We start from the raw sequence: 19,362 nt of genomic DNA on the forward strand, positions 1-19,362 counted from the left end.
CCTAACTCCCGGATCACTTATCTGAAGCAGTTATTTCCTTCTTCTCGTCGGTCCTCATAGTGATAAGAGGTGAGCCCTTTCCCTCTATATATTCTCTGGTGATAGTCACCTCGCCTATATCAGGATCTTTAGGTATCTCATACATTATATCATTCATGAAGCCTTCGATGATTGACCGTAAGGCCCTGGCACCAAGCTTCCTTTTCTTTGCCTCCTCGGCAATATAAGAAAGCGCCTTTTCATCGAATGACAGCTTTACCTCATCAAGAGCGAGAAGCTTCTGGTACTGCTTTATTATGGCATTCTTAGGCTCGGTCAGTATCCTTACCAGCATATCGGTATCCAGAGGATCGAGTGTGCATATGACAGGAAGTCTTCCGATAAACTCAGGAATGAATCCAAACTTCCTTAAGTCTTCAGCCGTGACCTTGTCGAGGATCTTCTCATCATTATCATATTCATCTCCAAGATCAGAAACGAATCCGATCGAGCTTGATCTCTTAAGTCTCTCCTTTATCACATCGGTAAGCCTCGGGAAAGCTCCGCCGCAGATGAAAAGGATGTTGCTGGTATCGACCATTGTCATAGGAACCATAGCATTCTTGCTTGAGGCTCCTACAGGTACCTCTACCTCTGCCCCCTCGAGCAGCTTTAACATTCCCTGCTGTACCGACTCACCGTTTATGTCCCTGTTGGTGGCAGAATTCTTCTTGGCAAGCTTATCTATCTCATCGATAAAGATAATTCCCTTCTCAGCCCTTTCGACATCATTGTCAGCAGCCGCAAGCAGTTTGCTCACAACAGACTCTATATCATCACCTATATAGCCTGCCTCTGTAAGTGAGGTGGCATCGGTTATGGCAAGAGGTACATCAAGAAGCCTGGCCAGAGTCTTTACCATATAGGTTTTTCCGCATCCAGTCGGGCCAAGCATAAGGATATTGCTCTTTTCTAAGACTACGTCATCATTCTCGTCATTTTCGAGAAGATTTTCACTCTCGATTATCCTCTTGTAGTGGTTATATACAGCCACCGCCATGATCTTCTTGGCTTTTTCCTGACCTACTATATATTCGTCAAGCTCTGCCTTTATCTTATGCGGAGGCGGTATATTCTTTATATCGATAACAGCTCCCTCGGACTCTTGGCCTTTTTTACCTTCCTTCTGTTCTTTTCTCTTCTTTATCCTCTGATTGGCAGGGACCTGAGGAGAGGTGGACAGGAAGCTGGCTATATCGTTCAGATTGAATACAGGAAAGCCTCCGTTCCCGGCATTGTTCGTAGTATGGGAATCATCCGGATCGAGCTGGGGAAAGCCTGCCGGGAACATATTGCCGGGACCATAGTTTCCCATTGTATCGAAGGTCTTCTGCATACAATCCACGCAGATGCTGATTCCTCCGGTGATATGGATCATCTTGCCGGCGACACTCTCCGGACGCCGGCATATATAGCAGATATCCTCATAGTCATCTGAGCTTGTGCCGGACTTATCTGTATCTGTGCTGTTATTGGTATCAACTACTTCTTTGAACTGGTCTTTATCATTCATATATCAACTTCTTCATCGGTCTCGTTGTCAGGTGTGACAACTACATGATCAAGGTGCCAGATATCATCCACATACTGCTGTATAGTCCTGTCTGAGGAGAACTTTCCGCAGCAGGCTGTATTTGTCATTGCCATCCGCGTCCATTTCTGCTCGTCCTGATAGGCTTGTGAAATAGCATTCATAGCCTCGGTATATGATCTGAAATCCTTCAGGTTGAAGTACGTATCGGCGTACTGGGTATCGTTGGTATTCAGAAGAGAATTATAGATCGGTCTGAAAAGCTCTGTATCATCAGGGCTGTAAAAGCCGCTTACCAGCTGCATCAGAACCTTCCTTATATCCTGATCAGAGTTGAAGATATCCATAGGATTGTAGTCTCTCTTCTGCTCATGCTCTATTACCTCATCGGCGCTCATCCCGAAGATAAAGGCATTCTCCCTGCCCATCTCCTCGACCATCTCCACCGTTGCTCCATCCATGGTACCGACGGTCACAGCTCCGTTAAGCATGAATTTCATATTGGAGGTTCCGCTGGCCTCCTTGGAGGCTGTTGAGATCTGCTCGGATACATCTGCGGCAGCAAAGATCAGTTCGGCATTTGAAACCTTGTAATCCTCTATGAATACGACCTTTATCTTGCCTCCTATGCTCCTGTCATTATTTATGACAGCTGCCACATTATTTATAAGCTTGATGGTAAGCTTTGCTATCCTGTAGCCGGCGGCAGCCTTGGCTCCGAAGATATATGTCTTAGGATAATAAGGAATCTCCGGATGCTCCTTCAGCTGATTGTATTCATACATCACATGGAGTATGTTCAGAAGCTGTCTCTTGTACTCGTGCAGTCTCTTGACCTGGACGTCAAATATAGAATCCGGATTTACGTCTATTCCGTTGTGCTCCTTTATATACTTAGCCAGACGGACCTTGTTCTTGTACTTAATGGTACGAAACTCCTGGCAGGCCCTTTCGTCATTGACAAAGACAGAAAGCCTCTTCAACTGGGATAAGTCCCTTATCCAGCCATCGCCGATCTTGTCAGTTACCCATTCTGCAAGAAGCGGATTGCCATGGAGCAGGAATCTCCTCTGAGTGATACCGTTTGTCTTGTTGTTGAACTTCCACGGATACATCTCATAGAAATCCTTAAGTGTCTCCTTCTTCAGGATCTCAGTATGAAGCTTTGCGACACCGTTTACAGAGAAGGCTGCAGCAATAGCCAGATATGCCATCCTGACCTGTCCGTTATAGATTATGGCCATACGGTCGACCTTGCCCTGGTCTCCCGGATACTTTTCCTGAACCTGCAGGCAGAAACGACGGTTTATCTCTTCAACTATATTGTAGATACGAGGAAGAAGCCTTGCAAAGATCTCTATTGGCCATTTCTCAAGGGCCTCATTCATTATGGTATGGTTGGTATAGGCAACGCAGTGTGTCGTTATATCCCAGGCCTCATCCCAGCCAAGTCCCTCGACATCCATAAGAAGCCTCATAAGTTCAGCAACTGTAAGTGTAGGATGAGTATCATTCATCTGGAAGACTACCTTCTTAGGCAGATCATGGATATCATCATGATACTTCTTGAATCTCTGGATAGCTCTCTGAAGTGATGCAGATACAAAGAAGTACTGCTGCTTCAGTCTCAGCTCCTTTCCTGAGATATGGTTGTCGTTAGGATAGAGAACTTCCACAAGTGACCTGGCCAGATTCTCATCCTCGACTGCCTTCTGATAATCTCCCTTGTCAAATGACTCAAGAGAGAATACCTGCTTTGGGACGGCATCCCATATCATAAGGGAGTTTACGACATGATTATTGTATCCGACTATAGGCATGTCATATGGCACTGCAAGTACTGAATTGTAGTTCTCCTGTATGAAACGGATATTGCCGTCTGGAGTAGTCTCAGAGCGGACATAGCCTCCGAACTTTACCTCAAAAGTATATTCCTCTCTCTTGAGTTCGAAGGGATATCCGTCACGAAGCCAGTCATCAGGTACCTCCTTCTGATAGCCATTCTCGATCTTCTGACGGAACATACCATATCTGTATCTGATCCCGCATCCATAGGCAGGGTAGCCCAGAGTAGAAAGGGAATCAAGGAAGCAGGCCGCAAGTCTTCCCAGACCTCCGTTTCCAAGAGCTGGATCCGGCTCCTGATCCTCGACCGAGACTATGTCTACGCCCAGCTCATCGAGAGCCTTCTTGAACTCGTCGTAAACACACAGGTTTAACATGTTGTTCCCCAGTGCCCGGCCCATAAGGAACTCCATCGACATATAGTAGACAGTCTTCGGATCTTCCTTCTCCATGGCCTTCTGGGTTGCAAGCCAGTCGTCAATGATCTCATCCTTTACGACCAGAGAAACTGCCTGGAAAATCTCCTTCTCTGTAGCCTCTTTAAATTCTTTACGGTAAAGGTGCCTTACATTCTTCCTGATCTCGTCCTTTATTGTGTCCTTGTCCAGCTTCTCTAAATGGCTCATTTTGTCCTCCCTGCGTACATGACGCCTGCGTCTTATAGACCTAGTTTTTCTTAACCGAAAGTGAAACCTTTTCTCCGTTGATATTCCATTCCTTCTGATAGCCTTCAGGTAATTCTCCTTCCGTAATAACAGTCGCCAGCGTCTCTTTTCCTATCGTTTCGCTGTACTTATTAAAGATGCCCTTTATCCTGTCATTTCCTGAATATCCCACAGTTATACGATCCATGACCTCGAAGCCGGCTTCCTTTCTCATAGTCTGGATCTTGGAGATAAGCTCTCTTACAAATCCTTCCTCTATGAGCTCCGGTGTGAGATTTGTGTCTAAAACCACGGTAACCTTACCATTGGTATTAGTCAGATATCCTTCCTCTGCCTGCTGGGAGATAAGAAGATCCTCCTTAGCAAGCTCGATCGAACTGTCGATCTGAGGGAATTTCAGAACACCGGTCTCGTCAAGCTCTGCCATTGCCTTATTGCCATCAAGGCCTGCAAGGGCTTCCTTTATCTGTCCCAGGAATCTGCCGTACTTAGGGCCTACGGTCTTTAGCTGAGGCTTGAAGGTATAGGTCGTAAGAGCTGACAGGTCGCTGGTAAACTCCGCCTTCTTGATATTCAGCTCGTCTGCGATTATATCGGTATAGAACTTATCCAGCTTCTCATCGGCCTTAATGAGCATTCCTGCAAGAGGCTGTCTGTTCTTTATGTTTCCGGCATTACGGCAGGCACGTCCTGCTACTACGATCTTTAGAAGCTCTCCCATCTTATCCTCGAGATCTGAATCGATAAGCGACTGGTCCACGCAAGGGAAGGAGCAGAGGTGGATCGACTCAGGAGCATTCATATCGACCTTTCTTACTATATTCTGGTAAATCTCCTCTGTCATGAACGGAATCATAGGAGCTGCTGCCTTTGCTATTGTGACAAGACATGTATAAAGGGTTTCGTAGGCGTTTACCTTATCCTGTTCCATTCCCTTTGCCCAGAATCTCTCACGGCTTCTCCTTACATACCAGTTGGAAAGCTCGTCTACAAAGGCATCAAGTGCTCTTGCTGCCTCAGGGATCTTGTAACTGCCAAGATCCTTATCAACCTCTCCTACTGTGGTATTGAGCCTCGAAAGGATCCATCTGTCCATTACTGTAAGGGTCTTCTTATCGAAGCTGTACTTAGTAGGATCGAAGCTGTCTATATTGGCATAGAGGACATAGAAGGCATATGTATTCCAGAGTGTCGAAAGGAACTTCTTCTGTCCGTCCTTTACTGCATCCTCATGGAACTTGTTCGGAAGCCACGGCGCCGAATTGATATAGAAATACCAGCGGATGGCATCCGCGCCGAACTGGTCTAATGCCTCGAATGGATCTACAGCATTTCCCTTGCTCTTCGACATCTTCTGGCCGTTCTTGTCCTGGACATGTCCTAAGACTATTACGTTCTTGTATGGAGCGCGATGGAAAAGGAGGGTCGACTCAGCCATCAGTGAATAGAACCAGCCTCTGGTCTGATCCACCGCTTCTGAGATAAACTCAGCCGGGAACTGCTCCTTGAATGTATCCTGATTCTCAAATGGATAATGATGCTGGGCGAAAGGCATGGCTCCTGAATCGAACCAGCAGTCAAGGACCTCAGGAATCCTGTGCATGGTTCCTCCGCACTCAGGGCACTTCATGGTAACCCTGTCTATATAAGGTCTGTGAAGCTCTGTTCTGGCATCCTCTGGATTGCCGCTCCTCTCAGCAAGCTCCTTCCTGCTGCCGATAGCATCCTGATGTCCGCACTTCTCGCACTCCCAGATATTCATAGGAGTTCCCCAGTACCTGTTTCTGGAAACGCCCCAGTCCTGCACGTTCTCGAGCCAGTTGCCAAATCTTCCCTCTCCGATTGAAGGCGGGATCCAGTTTACTGTCTTATTATTTGCGACAAGCTCGTCCTTGACCTCTGTCATCTTGATAAACCATGACTCTCTTGCGTAATATATAAGCGGAGTATCACATCTCCAGCAATGAGGATAGTCATGGGTGAACTTAGGCGCATCAAACAGAAGCCCTCTGTCCTCAAGATCCTTAAGGACCTTCGGATCTGCTTTCTTTACAAAAAGACCGCCAAACGGTGTATCGTCTGTCATATCGCCCTTATCATCGACGAACTGGATGAAAGGCAGATCATAATTGCGTCCTATCCTGCTATCGTCCTCACCAAAGGCGGGAGCAATATGGACTATTCCTGTACCGTCTGTCATTGTGACGTAGCTGTCTACTGTAACGAAATGAGCTCTCTTGTGCTGCTTTTTCGCACGATCTGCGGCACACTGATAGAGCGGCTCATATTCCCTGTTCTCAAGGTCGCTGCCCTTGTAGCTCTCAAGAATCTGATAGGCGCTCTTTTCGTCTGTTGCAAACCTTCCCAGTACCTTGTCAAGCAGTGCCTCTGCCATATAGTAGGTGTAGCCGTCTGCACACTTAACCTTCACATAGGTCTCGTCAGGATTCACACAGAGAGCGGTATTTGACGGAAGCGTCCATGGTGTCGTGGTCCAGGCAAGGAAGTAAGCATCCTCTCCGACTGCCTTGAAACGTACTATGGCTGAACGTTCCTTTACTGTCTTGTAGCCCTGGGCAACCTCCTGAGCAGAAAGAGGAGTACCGCATCGAGGGCAGTAAGGCACTACCTTGAAGCCCTTATAGAGAAGCCCCTTGTTCCAGATCTCCTTTAAGGCCCACCATTCGGATTCGATGAAATTATTATCATAGGTGATATATGGATGCTTCATATCTGCCCAGAAGCCTACCTGGTCAGAGAACTTCTCCCACATACCCTTGTATTTCCAGACACTCTCCTTACACTGCTTTACGAAAGGCTCGATACCATACTTCTCTATCTGATCCTTTCCATCTAGTCCGAGCTTTTTCTCTACCTCGAGCTCGACAGGAAGTCCGTGTGTATCCCAGCCGGCTTTTCTCGGTACATACTTACCCTTCATGGTCTGGTATCTTGGGATCATATCCTTTATGACCCTTGTAAGCACATGACCGATATGAGGCTTTCCATTAGCCGTCGGTGGTCCGTCATAAAAGGTATAGGTCTCTCCCTTGCCCCTGTTCTCCTCCTCTGACTTCTCGAAGATACTCTGATCACGCCAGAACTTCTCAACCTGATGCTCCCTTCCGACGAAATCCATATCTGTATTCACATTGTCATATAGTGTCTTCATGCCATAATCCTTTCTCATGGGCCAGATTTTCACGGTCCCAATTGATAATAATTCTATGTGCTTATCGGCCCTTTGTCAAGTATAAGGCTTTTCAGTCCTTGAGCTCGTTTATCGTAAAATGCAGCTCTCCCTCACTATCCACATCTATTGTAGCATAGGTCGGGATCCTTCCTGGCTGTCTGGGAAGTGATATGGAACCCGGATTTATTATTGTCATCCCGTCAGTCCTTATAAGCTCCGGTATGTGGGTATGGCCGAAAATAACAGTATCACATCCCTCCTTCATCGCTGCACAGATCAGATCATGGTCTGAATATTTCACATTGTACATATGTCCATGGGTAAGGAATATCTTATGCCTTCCAAGACTGGTGACCTGATAGATCGGAGCATCGCTTCCGAAATCGCAGTTTCCCCTGACATAGTAGAAGGGGACTCCGCACTCCGAGCGTATCTCATCCTCAAATCCGACTGCATCTCCCAGATGATAGATGATATCAGGCTGTGTCCTCATCACTGTCCTGTAAAGATTGCTCTGGATTCCATGAGAATCGCTTACCAGAAGAACTAAAGTATCTTTCACCTTTTGCCTCCGTTTTCGATCATTTCCTTAAGTCGCTCTCTCATAGCCCTCATGGCTTTCCCCCTGTGGGAGATGGCATTTTTCTCATCCGGTGAAAGCACCGCGCTCGAGCAGTCATATGGCTTTACAAAAAATATCGGATCATATCCGAAGCCGTTCTCTCCCTCTGCGTGATCTCCTATATATCCCTCCATCACGCCTCTTGTCGTAAAGTCCTCTCCATCCGGCATGACCACAGCCATGGCGCATACAAATCTCGCGCTACGCTTTTCCTCCGGCACTCCACAAAGCCTCTCTAATATCTTCTGGTTCTTTATCTGATAAGAGGTATCCTCTCCTAAGTATCTTGCGGAATAAATACCAGGCTCTCCATTAAGGGCATCGATACAAAGCCCCGAGTCATCGGCTATAACTATGGAATCAGGAGCAGCAGCATGAACAGCCCTTGCCTTTATCAGCGCATTTTCTTCAAATGTCTTTCCATCCTCTACTATATCCAGAAAGATGCCGGCCTCCTTCATCGATATGATCTCGGCACCGAGATCAGCAAGAATCTCATGGCATTCTCTGACCTTGTTCTTATTTCCAGTTGCAAAAATGATCTTGTTCATTGGTGTCCTTTCCTTTGGGGTGTGAGGGGGCGAGGTGCGAGGTGCGAGGGGCGAGGTGTGAGGTACGAGGTCCGAGGAATCAGGGCTTTCTTCTTTTCTCACAGCCTTCTGATCACCAGATGCGGTTAAGAAACTTTGAAATTCTTCCACATCCACCTTATGATCACCATAATCTTCTCCTTTAAGAACCTCTAACCTCTAACCTCTCACCTCTCACCTCTCACCTCTCACCTCTCACCTCTAACCTCTCACCTCTCACCTCTCACCTCTCACCTCTCACCTCTGACCTCTGACCTCTCACCTCTCACCTCTCACCTCTCACCTCTCACCTAAATACTCCTCCACTGCCCTAATCATCGACTCTGCTGCCTTCTTCTGGTAGCTCTGCGAGACCAGCTTCCTGTGTTCTGATGGATTCGTGATGAAGCCGAGCTCTGCAAGAGCTACCGGCCATTGAGCGGTCCTTATGAGGTAAAGCTCATCTCCTGCTATAGTCCCCTTGCTTTTCGCACCCAGATCCTTAAGCAGTCCCTTCTCTACGATCCCGGCAAACCTCTTTGACTCTCCGGTCTTATCACCGGCCCTGTAAAGTACGCTCGCTCCATTGATATAGGAAATCCTTCCTGAGGCTGTGGAATTGACATGCACCGACAGGAAGAGGTCAGGCTTTAGCGCTCTTGCGAAGGCACCTCTTTCCTTAAGGAAGACCTTCCTGTCGCTAAGCCTTGTATAAAAGAATCCGACCCGTCCGACTCCGCTCACATTCACAGCAGAGATCTGATCCGAATAATCCTTAAGCTCCCTGCATGCACTGATTCCTGTGATCTGCTTCATCTTCTTCACTACAGAAAGAGTAATATCCTTCTCAGCGTCTCCCCCTGCTGAGGCTCCCTGATCCCTTCCTCCATGTCCGGGATCTATGACGACTATCTTGTCGAAGTACTGCCTTGGGGATATGAAGTCGAAAAAAACTCTCTGACCATCAGATGTCTTTTTAAGAAAAAGAGGCTGACTAGTCACTATACTCACGGTTCCCCCGCTAGCTGAGATATTATAGGTCATGTCAGAAATATTCCTGCCGTTTCCGGTGACGGGGAAATCAGCAAAGTAGGAAGCATTTATGTCCGGTATATGTATGGTATAGACAGTAAAGGTCCCGCTCTCCTCTATCGTAAATTCTGATGCCCTGTGCCCCCTTGGAATATGGAGCTCAAGCTCGTGGAGTCTGTCATAGGCGGACAGCTTCTTCTGCTCCTTCCTTATATAGGATATAAGAGAGCCGCTGTTTTCGATGACCCTCCTGCGGGAAAGCTCAGGGCTCCCCTGGAACATATAGATGAGAAGAGCACCTCCTATAGCAATAGCTGCTGCAAGGACAGTGACAAGCCTTATTATCCTGCTATAGATCCCTGTCATTGAAATACCCCTTTGGCGGCTTCATGCCCGGATACTGATAAAAATATGTCTTCATCATCCCATTGTATATCTTCCTGTTCTTAGCTGGCTTTCCAAGATACTTAGGCGCATCCTCCCAGGCGCTTATCACATACATTGACCATCTGTCAAGGCCCCTGTATACAGTCGAGAGCCTGCTATATATATCAGGAAGCTCCTCTGTCTCTGAAAGTCTCTCACCATATGGAGGATTAGTAACGATAAAGCCAAATGGCCGGTCTGATGAGAATTCTGAAACATCTGCCGTCTTAAACCGTATCAGCTTCTCTACTCCGGCCCTTCTGGCATTCTCTCTTGCTACCGGTATCATGGTCCTGTCTATATCGCTGCCGTAGAGATATGCCCGCTCCGGCATATCAACAGCAGCCTTAAGCCATTTCCTTTCCTCCTTCCAGATATCTTTACTTATAAGATTCTCCCACTCCATAGAGACAAAATCCCTTCCAAGTCCCGGTGCCATATTGGCTGCCATCTGGGCCGCCTCGATAAGAAAGGTCCCGCTGCCGCAGAATGGATCAGCAAGTATCTTGCCCTCTCTCCATGGCGTCAGCATAAGAAGGGCTGAGGCAAGCGTCTCTGATATGGGAGCAGGTCCTGTCTTTTTCCTGTATCCTCTCTTATGGAGAGCCTCGCCTGAGCTGTCAAGCGTGACAGTCACAACATTCTTATACAGAAAAAGTCTTACCGGATATGAAGGACCAGTCTCAGGAAAACGCTCTATTCCGTAAACATCAGACATTCTCTTTACCATTGCCTTCTTCCCTACCCTCTGCAGGTCACTCGGCGAGAAAAGAGCGCTCTTAACTGTCGTGGCCTTTGTGATCCAGAAGCGCCCGTCAGACGGAATATATCTCTCCCATGGCAGTGCTTTCATCCCCTGAAAGAAACTTTCATAGTCTGTTGCCGTAAATCTGCCTACCACGACAAGGACCCTCTCCGCTGTACGCAGGCATAGATTTGAAAGGACTATCCCCTGATCATCCGCCTCGTAGCATACGTGGCCGTCCTCGACCATGGTTATTTCGTATCCCAGATCATAAATCTCTCTTTTAAGCACCGCCTCAAGTCCGAAATGGCACGGCGCCATCAATTCATACATAAAAGCATATCCCTTCATCATAAAAGGAGCCGTGGCGTATGGCCACAGCTCCTTGAATCCATTGTATCAGGGCGCGCATCACGCGAACTCGTCATAATTCTTACCGGCAACAGAATAGGCATAAGAGCTGCCGGAACTATCATATCCACCCGTCTCAAAGCCTGCTGCCAGATCATTATATCCTGCGCTGATATCCCTTTTATCCTGCAGCTGTCTGCTGCTTCTGGCTGCATCTGCATATCTTACAGGACCAGCCGGGTCAACAGCCTCTGAAGGATCGATACCTGAGATCCGCTCTGTATAAACGTCACTGACCTCGCTTCTGTCAGAAAGCCTGTAGGCATAATTCCTGGTGCCTGCAGCCGAAACTGCCGAAGCCGATATACCGCTTATTCTTCCAACTGAAAGGCTCATTCAATAATCCTCATAAATAATCCTGCGAACTCCGCCAACAGTAATCATTTTATAATAAAGCCCATCTGATTTCAAGCACTTTTTACTGGATCAGCGGAGGCGTGTCTACTCCGGCAAAGACCTCCTCGAGCATATAGATATATTCCTGATATGCCGGAAGATATGAAAGATTACTGAGTACATGAGCCACGCTTTTATAGTACCAGGCCTGCTGTGACTCATCCTTCATATTGAACTTGCCCCAGATCGATGATCCGCTTTGTCTGAAATCCCTCACTGTGGCCCTCAGATTGCTTACCTTGTCTGCAAGCATTATCATCTGGGATTCCACAGGCGCTTCCTTTACATGGAGGAGATTTTCTTCCTTCCTGATCTTCCAGGTCTCCTCCTTCGGAGAGCCCTCTCGCTTATTCTCTGATTCGCTAATGACAAGTCCTGCTATCCTGTCGCCGAACTCCCGTTTAAGCTCCTCTACGGTGCAGGCAGTATCCTCTATCACATCATGAAGAGCCGCGGCCGCTATGACAGACGGATCGTCAGTCATTTTTGAAACAAGCATCATGGTCTCGATCGGATGGACTATATATGGGACATTGTTGCCCTTACGGAATGCACCCCTGTGATAGCCTGCTGCAAACCTCACTGCCTTTTCAATAAGGAGCTGTCCCGATGAGCCATCCTCCTCTACATACTCAGGAAAATCCCCGGTAATTCCGGTCTCTATGAAATCATCTATCCTGGTCTTTTCCATTTCAGGAGTATTATAAAGCTCCTCATAATGGTCCTTCGGATCATCGAGATCAAAGTATCTGCAATAATTTCTCGGGAAAACGCCGCTGCAGAGCGGACAGTCCTTGCAGATCGAGAAATCCTGACTGAATACAGCATTAGCTCCCCTGCAGTAATAGTTCCCGTCATGATCTGTGATAGGGCGGTGGTCATACATCCTGTAGACTAAGATCTGGTTCTTTTCAAGTATCTGCTGCATCTGTCTCCTCCGGTCTTGATACAAGGCTCTTTAGTTTCTGGTCCTGCTGCCTGAATAGGGCAGGACCACATGTACAAGGGCTTCTGATACAGCCGCAACTATGACTGCAGCAAGTACTGCCTCGATCACGCCATTGAATCCTATTATACCAAGTATCACTCCAAGAAGGGCAGACTGTGGTACATCAGTCGCCCTTGCATAGGCATCATGATATAGTATATAGATAGAGGGCATTACCAGAAGCGTATTGGTAAGCGCTCCGGTAAGTCCTGCATAGGCATATCCAAGCGTTCCCCTGTCTTTTTTAAGAGAAAGTGCCATAAGCGCGGCAAAGATCACAGCTGCAATGACAAGCGACAGGAAGACTGAAGCAGGGACATTCTCAAGGCGTCTTGAAAAGAGCTGATAAAGTCCTGCGAAGGCCACAAGGCTTATAAGGGCGTCCATCACTCCTATCCCGGCCCTTGAGCTGGATTTTACTGTAAGCCTCTTTATCAGAATGAATACATAGTAAGGTAATACTCCTACAAGTATCCTTGGGACAAAGCAGATAAAGATGCTCTTAAAGACTCCTGACGGTCCGAACTGCGATGCGGCAATTACCGGTGAAAAAACAAATGCGCTGACCGTATCCGGAGTCAGCGTGCTTTTAAGAAAGCTCATAAGTCCGAAGACGAATCCAAGGAAGGACCCCTTCTTAGGTCCAAGAAAGATCGCTCCGAGTATGACTGGTATATGTACTATCGTCGCATTTATCACTCCAAGCGGGATGAATCCCAGAGGTGTGATCGTCATTATAACTATGATCGCTGTAAAAAGCGCTGTAAGCACAAGGCTTAAGGTCTCTTTTTTCGTGTTCATGAAAATAAAAGCCTTCCTTTCAGAATTATTCTACATTTTTTAGAATATGTTTGCAAGATAAATATTTAAAGCATTGTTGAGATGTTTTCTCCTTTTCCGAAGAATTTCACATATCCCTCCAGAGAGGATGCCTTAGTAAGCAGATGCCTGGCGCCGCGGTAAACATAGATCCTTGCCTGGCCCTTTCCGTTTTTCGCCTCCTGGATCATATTCTCTCCGGCAGAATTGCCATCCATTGCTATAAGTATCGAAGGGCGGCGCTCGAATATCTCGAAATTGACGCTCTTATAGATACCCTGTCCCTCAAATTCCGGAGAGACCCTGATCTTTACTCCTGATTCCTTAAGGGCATCTCTTTCCCCTACGGAAAGAAGAGAAGGTACAAAGGCATATATCTCAAAGGGATCCCTCTCCTGTCTGTTCAGATCCACAAGCAATCTCTCATAGCCCTTAAGTGTATGGCCTATCACAAAGAAATACTCTGACGGATCAAGGTCCCTTATCATTTCCTCAAGCTGGATCCTTCCATCCTCCGTAACCCTTGTGGTTCTCTTTTCTGTATTGAAGCTTCCACCGACTAATATGACAGGTGTGCGGTCCCATGGAAGCTCGTCTATACTGCTCCTTAGCTCGCTTGCCGCATCATAATGTCTGCTCCTGTTGATATAGAGTCCCTCAAGACGATTCCTTCCCATATGGGAAAGGATAACCTCCTCTATAGTATGGTTCCCTTTTAGCCGTTCAAAATTCCTGCTCTTTCTTCTGAAGCTTTCCTCGCTCTCCTTTATGATCCTTTCCTCTGTCTTCCTCATCATTGCTGCCTGATCATGATCAAGGCCTAAAAGACAGATAAGAGAAAGCTCCTCATCTCTTGGCGATGTGCCATATATAGCCGCTCCATCCGTTCCCTGGACACAGCTTATACCCTCCTTCAGATACTGCCTCAGCGGGTGGTTGGCAAGCGAGTTCAGATTATTGAGACGTACATTTGATGTGATCTGGAATTCGAGGACTACCCCCAGATCACGGATCATCTTCATCAGCCGCCTGCCCTTCTGTGAGGTAAAGGAATAGGTGTAGAGTCCATGTCCTATACGCATATGAGGCATGCTTACCCCGTCTGGCAGACAGTCCCTCACACATTCTATCGAATGGGCAATATTGTCCTTCTGACTGTCATTTTCTCCGGCATGTACCCTTATCACCATATCTGGATCAAGGGTAAGCAGCTTGTCGATCTCATAGAATACTGGCTTCAGGGAGATGATATCGTTTATCTCCTCTCCGACGAAATCAACACCGGCCACATAAGGGTCTAGTATGGTTCCCTTAAGCGCCGCTATATTCTGTGACAGATAATCATCCGGAGTCCGACGGTCCTTTACTATAGTAAGGGGTATCCTCCTGATTGCCGCAAGGAAACGGATCCTTACTCCCGTCTCCCTGTAGATATCAGGCATTACCTCATGGACCTCCTCAAGCATCTTTACTGATTCGTATTTCTTTACCAGGGTCGTATCGGAGATCTCAGCATAGGCTATTCCCTGAGAAGCGTATGTCCTGGCTATCCAGAGCAGGAGATCCTTAAAAAGGCTGTTGTCATGATACCTCTTATCTTCCCGGTCCTTAAGCATCTGAGCTAAATATCTGCTTATATCCCTGTCGCATACACTTAAGGCCCTGTCGACCGGGATTTTATCCTCTGCCTCCCTGCCTTTACAGAATACATATCTGTAGAGATATACCTTCTCAAGATTGGTAAAGACCGCCTGTCCATCCTTTAGTATAGAAAGAGAGGCCCGGATCCTTGCTATATTATCCTCTGCATGTTCCTGATTATTAAGGATCAGGTCGGCAAAATTGATGAAGGTATTGTCATTTATCTTCCGATCAAGATATTTGCCCGAAAGACCGCTGTCCACAAACTGCTTTTCTACTCTTGCTCTCCTTGCCGCAAGGATCTCCTCCTGATGCGGCGTAAGAGTAAGTCCGAGCTTTCTCACATAATAGAGCGGATATCTGAGCTGATGTACTATGCCTAAGGCTATCAGCACATCTCCTGACAGATTCGCGTTCATATGGGTATGCAGATCTGAACGGAACTTTATATCCCTTGGGATATAGTCCTTGAATATAGTTTTATCAAGATCCGTAGTATAATCCTTGGTCTGGCTCATAAGAGTCTTTGAGATCGCGGGTATTCCGGCCTTTATCTCTACCCTTCCGTCAGAGTAGATATTTGCAGCCTTTATCCCTCCCAGCCGAAAGACCCAGACCTCCCTGTTGTTTCCGTCTATATAGCAGGGAATCCGTCCCCTTATCACGAGAAGCGAGTCCTTATCCTCAGACAGGGGCGTTCCTGTAAGTCTCGACAGATTTCTGATAAGATTGCCGGTATGATGATTCGGAGTGGACAGACAGTAATAGAGCTCTCCGAGATCCCAGTAGAGATCTACCACTATATCCTTTTTATTATCCAGATAAAATTTAGTAAAAAAGGTCATTTATGCTCCCTTACTGTTAAAAGCCATGTCCCCCTCCCGATGAACCGCCGCCTCCTGACGAACCGCCTCCTGAGAAGCCTCCGCCACCGGATGATGAGCTTCTCCTTCTGCTTTTATGAACTATGGCATTAAGAAACACCGGATTTATCATTCCATTATATGAAACCGGACCGAATTCGCTTCTTCCTATATCAGCAGGAATGACAGGAGAGACCCTGCGGTTTTTTCTTGAAAGCAGGCATACTACAAACATTATAAAAAAGCCAAGAAAAAGTCCTAAAAGGACTGCGACTGCATAACGCATCGGGCGCAGGATAAAACCATTTTCAATGACCTTATCTGTCTGTGTGAAGGCCATCGAAAGGCATCTGTAATAATCACCGGCTGATGCATATCTGTATACATTGTCTGTGACATCCCTTGCGTCTCCGCTCGTAAACTCCCTCCGGCATTTTCCAAAGCCTCCTGTATAGAGCTGTCTGTCAGACATATTTATCAGAAAGGCAACTCCGTCGCTGTCCCCATATACATCGTGATAGCATAAATCCATCTCATCATGCATGCGGCCGCTCGAATAGAGATAGCTGTCCTCAGTCACTATCAAATAATTGCGACTGGACGAATATGCACCCAGCTGCCTGTAGAGCTTCTGCTCCTCTTCATCACTTAGAAGATCTGCCCTGTCATTTATAGTGACATTTGAACCTGCTGCCATAGCTGTCTCAGTTATTAGGGAAAGAAAAGAAATCCCTGATAAAACGACCAGGGCAGCCATGATGATAAGGGAATATCTCTTAATACCTCTCATTTAGTCCTCCTCCTGTCTTCTGAAACTGCGGCAGCGGACTGGTCGCAAGCCTGTTATAATCAGCTGTAAGTCTGTATGCTACTATTATAAGCACCAGCAGGTTTGCTATTATAAGGCCATAGAGGAATATATCCTGATGAGGTGCAAGAAAAATATCCGCAAGTGATATAGCAGCTCCTGCACCGGCAAAGAGGGTCGTTTTAGAAAAGCTTCCTGATGTCCTTGTGGCTATCACCACAAGAGCGACTACTATGCTTGCTATGCCGATCAGCTTGAAAAAGTTTCCCGAGAAAAGATTCCCAAAGAATCCGATCAGGCATAATCCCCCTACCACAAGTCCGGCTGCGTCCTTACCGGAAAAGACCTTAAAGGAGCCTTTATACTCAGCCCGCTTCTTTACTCCTGTATATCCGGCATCATCAGTATGGTTTTCCTTTCTATATATCCGCTCTGACTGGATGGCTGATATTATCATAAGGACCGATGAAAAGATTAGCGTCACGTAGGGAACTATACGCATATCTATGGTCCCGAATACTGCAAAGAGTAGGAGCAGGAGGATAGCACAGACAAAAGAGGTGATAAGCGAGGCCCTTACATATTTGCCGATATCGACAGGAAGGTCTGCATAGGTCACTCCTGTCTGACCATTCACCACGGTATAGGCCACCCTGTTATTCTTCCTTGTGGTGAGAAACCATAGAGGCAGATAGGCTCCTGTGCACTCCTTCTCCACTGTCAGATGATCTGCTACCCTCTGACAGGTCCCTTTAAAATCCCCGATAGAATAATCGTTATTCTCTTCAGCCATCTGATCCATCTTTTTTACTATTGTCTCACTGCATTTAGCCCTTGCCGAATCAACGTAGACTGATGGGTCGACAGTGGAATTTTCAGCATAGAAGCCTGCCATATAGTCAGGATTGAATTCTTCGAGCTTATCAATGAAAAAAGGGTCCAGCTTCTCGCTTACTGTATCATCAAGAGTCGCAGAGGCATCCACTCCCATGCTGATGCTGCAATCCAGATCTGTCTTCATATCTGCCAGATAATGATAATCATAGACAGCATCCGATGTATATTTCTCTACCGAAGCCACGACAGTCCCGCTTGCCTTGTAATGATAGATCCAGTAAGGTGTATAAAGTCCTACAAAAGATGAAAGGCCATCCGTGCCGGAAAGCTCATCAGGAAGAAATGGAACTCCCTTCACCATCCTCCTGTATCTGTCTATACAGTCCTCCTTGGACAGGGAAAAGGGGATTATGAGCTCCGGGTATCCCTTTTCTGAAAAAGCTTGTGCATTAGCGATCTCTGTTCCGCAGTAGGGACAGAATTCCATACCCTCAAGTGATGGAGCTGCTACCTCTCCCCCGCAGCTGGGGCAGGTCAGTATCTGACGGGTATAATCAAAGCTCTTTGGCTTATAGCCTTCTACATCAAAAAAGGATCCGCATGATCTGCATTTCATCTGCCCTCTGGTCGGATCATATACCAGCTGCCCGCCACATGACGGACATGGAAAAAGCTCTGCCATTTTCTCTCCTTTCCTTATAGATCAGAATACTGGCTTCTTTGTGCCACACTTAGGGCAGAAGTTGCCATTTGACCTGGTGCCGCACTTTGGACAGAACCACATATCCTCTCCTCCTGCCGTCTGGTCCTGGCCATCCTCTGCTGCCGAATCAGACGAAGCATCCTTATCAAAAAACTGATTTGCATTGATTCCACCGGCGGCATTTGCCATATTAAGTCCGGCAAATCCCATCATTGCTCCCTGTGAATTGCCTGCTGCGGTACGCATCGCCTCGGCCTGTGCCTGTACAAGTGCTGCTCCGGCCATTCCGCGGTTTTTATATACTGCCTGTCTCTGGATATCAGAGAGCATCTTCTGATCCTCCTCAGGGATAGTCGCAGAGATTATCTGGACCGAGGTGATGGTAAGTCCGTAATGGGACTCCCATGACTGATCCAGCTCTGCCTTCATCGCATCGCTTATAGCCCTTGTCTGTCCCGGAAGCGCCGACGGCCTTATCCCCATACCGCTTAGCTGGGCAAAGGCCGGCTGAAGCGCCTGGATAAACTCTGCTCTCAGCTGGTCATTTATCTGGTCGATAGTAAACTCATCTGAGATATTTCCGGCAATCGTGCTGTATAAGACCACAGGATCTGCCACCCTCATAGTATATGTACCGTTGCACCTTATCGCCGTATCCAGATCGAGGCCTATGTTAGGATCCACTATCCTGAACGGAACAGGCTGAGGCGTCCCGAACCTGCATCCGGTAAGCTCCTTCATATTCACATAGTATATCCTCTGCTGGACAGGGTTTAATCCTCCGAATGTAAATCTTTCCCAGCCCCTGCTTATCACATCAGAGATTGGTCCTGAAAACATAGACGGTGAGGTATCATCATCCCAGGTATATGCTCCCGGCTCTGCCGCAAGATCGACTATCTTCCCCTGACTTACCAGGATAGCGCATAATCCCTCATTTACTATGATCGCAGAGCCCTTTGAGATATCATCGACATCAGCCCTTCTGTTTGACGATCTGCCTGATACCATATGTGATGCTCTTCTGATGAGAACCTGTGACGGAAGGGAGTCACAGGTGTAGAACTCCTTCCACTGGTTAGCCAGCTCTCCTCCTACTGCTCCTGCAAATGCTCTTAAAAATCCCATTCATTTCCTCCTTTTTTCAAAAACAACAACTGAATCTGATTTTATCCTGTAAAAAGTCTCCTGTCAAATGGATCATGCCATCCTTGCGATGGAAGTCACTT

Annotated in this window: 14 protein-coding genes; all 14 read right to left on the reverse strand. The window is 47.1% G+C overall.

Annotated elements, in window-relative coordinates; translation table 11 throughout:
* Positions 1-13: 13 nt before the first annotated feature.
* The 14 genes from clpX to ACTNCK_RS05960 all read right to left on the reverse strand — a co-directional run bounded on the left by clpX (position 14) and on the right by ACTNCK_RS05960 (position 19,261).
* Positions 14-1,552 (reverse strand): ATP-dependent Clp protease ATP-binding subunit ClpX, encoded by a 1,539-nt coding sequence (gene clpX / locus ACTNCK_RS05895; RefSeq protein ID WP_441081592.1) that lies wholly within the window; start codon positions 1,550-1,552, stop codon positions 14-16.
* Positions 1,549-4,041 carry a glycogen/starch/alpha-glucan phosphorylase gene (locus ACTNCK_RS05900; protein WP_441081593.1) on the reverse strand — a complete coding sequence of 831 codons (2,493 nt, stop codon included), beginning with the start codon at positions 4,039-4,041 and terminating at the stop codon, positions 1,549-1,551. The genes clpX and ACTNCK_RS05900 overlap by 4 nt, the downstream gene beginning before the upstream one ends.
* Positions 4,042-4,081: 40 nt before the next feature.
* A complete protein-coding gene (gene ileS / locus ACTNCK_RS05905) occupies positions 4,082-7,252 on the reverse strand; it encodes an isoleucine--tRNA ligase (protein WP_441081594.1) in 3,171 nt (1,056 codons plus the stop codon).
* Positions 7,253-7,343: 91 nt separating this feature from the next.
* Positions 7,344-7,835: a YfcE family phosphodiesterase gene (locus tag ACTNCK_RS05910; protein ID WP_441081595.1), complete on the reverse strand. Its 492-nt coding sequence runs from the start codon at positions 7,833-7,835 to the stop codon at positions 7,344-7,346.
* The gene (locus tag ACTNCK_RS05915) at positions 7,832-8,446 is read right to left on the reverse strand and encodes an XTP/dITP diphosphatase (protein WP_441081596.1); all 615 of its coding nucleotides are present in this window, start codon (positions 8,444-8,446) and stop codon (positions 7,832-7,834) included. The genes ACTNCK_RS05910 and ACTNCK_RS05915 overlap by 4 nt, the downstream gene beginning before the upstream one ends.
* Positions 8,447-8,764: 318 nt before the next feature.
* The gene (locus tag ACTNCK_RS05920; RefSeq protein ID WP_441081598.1) at positions 8,765-9,862 is read right to left on the reverse strand and encodes an N-acetylmuramoyl-L-alanine amidase family protein; all 1,098 of its coding nucleotides are present in this window, start codon (positions 9,860-9,862) and stop codon (positions 8,765-8,767) included.
* Positions 9,846-11,000 carry a THUMP domain-containing class I SAM-dependent RNA methyltransferase gene (locus ACTNCK_RS05925; RefSeq protein WP_441081600.1) on the reverse strand — a complete coding sequence of 385 codons (1,155 nt, stop codon included), beginning with the start codon at positions 10,998-11,000 and terminating at the stop codon, positions 9,846-9,848. The genes ACTNCK_RS05920 and ACTNCK_RS05925 overlap by 17 nt, the downstream gene beginning before the upstream one ends.
* Before the next feature lie 78 nt (positions 11,001-11,078).
* The gene (locus tag ACTNCK_RS05930) at positions 11,079-11,414 is read right to left on the reverse strand and encodes a hypothetical protein (RefSeq protein ID WP_441081602.1); all 336 of its coding nucleotides are present in this window, start codon (positions 11,412-11,414) and stop codon (positions 11,079-11,081) included.
* 82 nt (positions 11,415-11,496) lie between these two features.
* The gene (locus ACTNCK_RS05935; protein ID WP_441081603.1) at positions 11,497-12,402 is read right to left on the reverse strand and encodes an HD domain-containing protein; all 906 of its coding nucleotides are present in this window, start codon (positions 12,400-12,402) and stop codon (positions 11,497-11,499) included.
* Positions 12,403-12,432: 30 nt separating this feature from the next.
* Complete coding sequence (locus tag ACTNCK_RS05940; protein ID WP_441081605.1) at positions 12,433-13,263, reverse strand: ECF transporter S component; 831 nt, start codon at positions 13,261-13,263, stop codon at positions 12,433-12,435.
* Between the two features lie 65 nt (positions 13,264-13,328).
* Entirely contained in the window at positions 13,329-15,767 is a 2,439-nt protein-coding gene (locus ACTNCK_RS05945; RefSeq protein ID WP_441081606.1) for an adenosine deaminase, read from the reverse strand.
* A gap of 16 nt (positions 15,768-15,783) precedes the next feature.
* A complete protein-coding gene (locus ACTNCK_RS05950) occupies positions 15,784-16,575 on the reverse strand; it encodes a TPM domain-containing protein (RefSeq protein WP_441081607.1) in 792 nt (263 codons plus the stop codon).
* Entirely contained in the window at positions 16,562-18,112 is a 1,551-nt protein-coding gene (locus tag ACTNCK_RS05955) for a hypothetical protein (protein ID WP_441081608.1), read from the reverse strand. The genes ACTNCK_RS05950 and ACTNCK_RS05955 overlap by 14 nt, the downstream gene beginning before the upstream one ends.
* A 21-nt stretch (positions 18,113-18,133) precedes the next feature.
* A complete protein-coding gene (locus ACTNCK_RS05960) occupies positions 18,134-19,261 on the reverse strand; it encodes an SPFH domain-containing protein (protein ID WP_441081609.1) in 1,128 nt (375 codons plus the stop codon).
* Positions 19,262-19,362 lie beyond the last annotated feature (101 nt).

The organism is Candidatus Weimeria sp. HCP3S3_B5 (assembly GCF_052064335.1).
In the GTDB taxonomy this organism is placed as follows: Bacteria; Bacillota; Clostridia; order Lachnospirales; family Lachnospiraceae; genus Weimeria.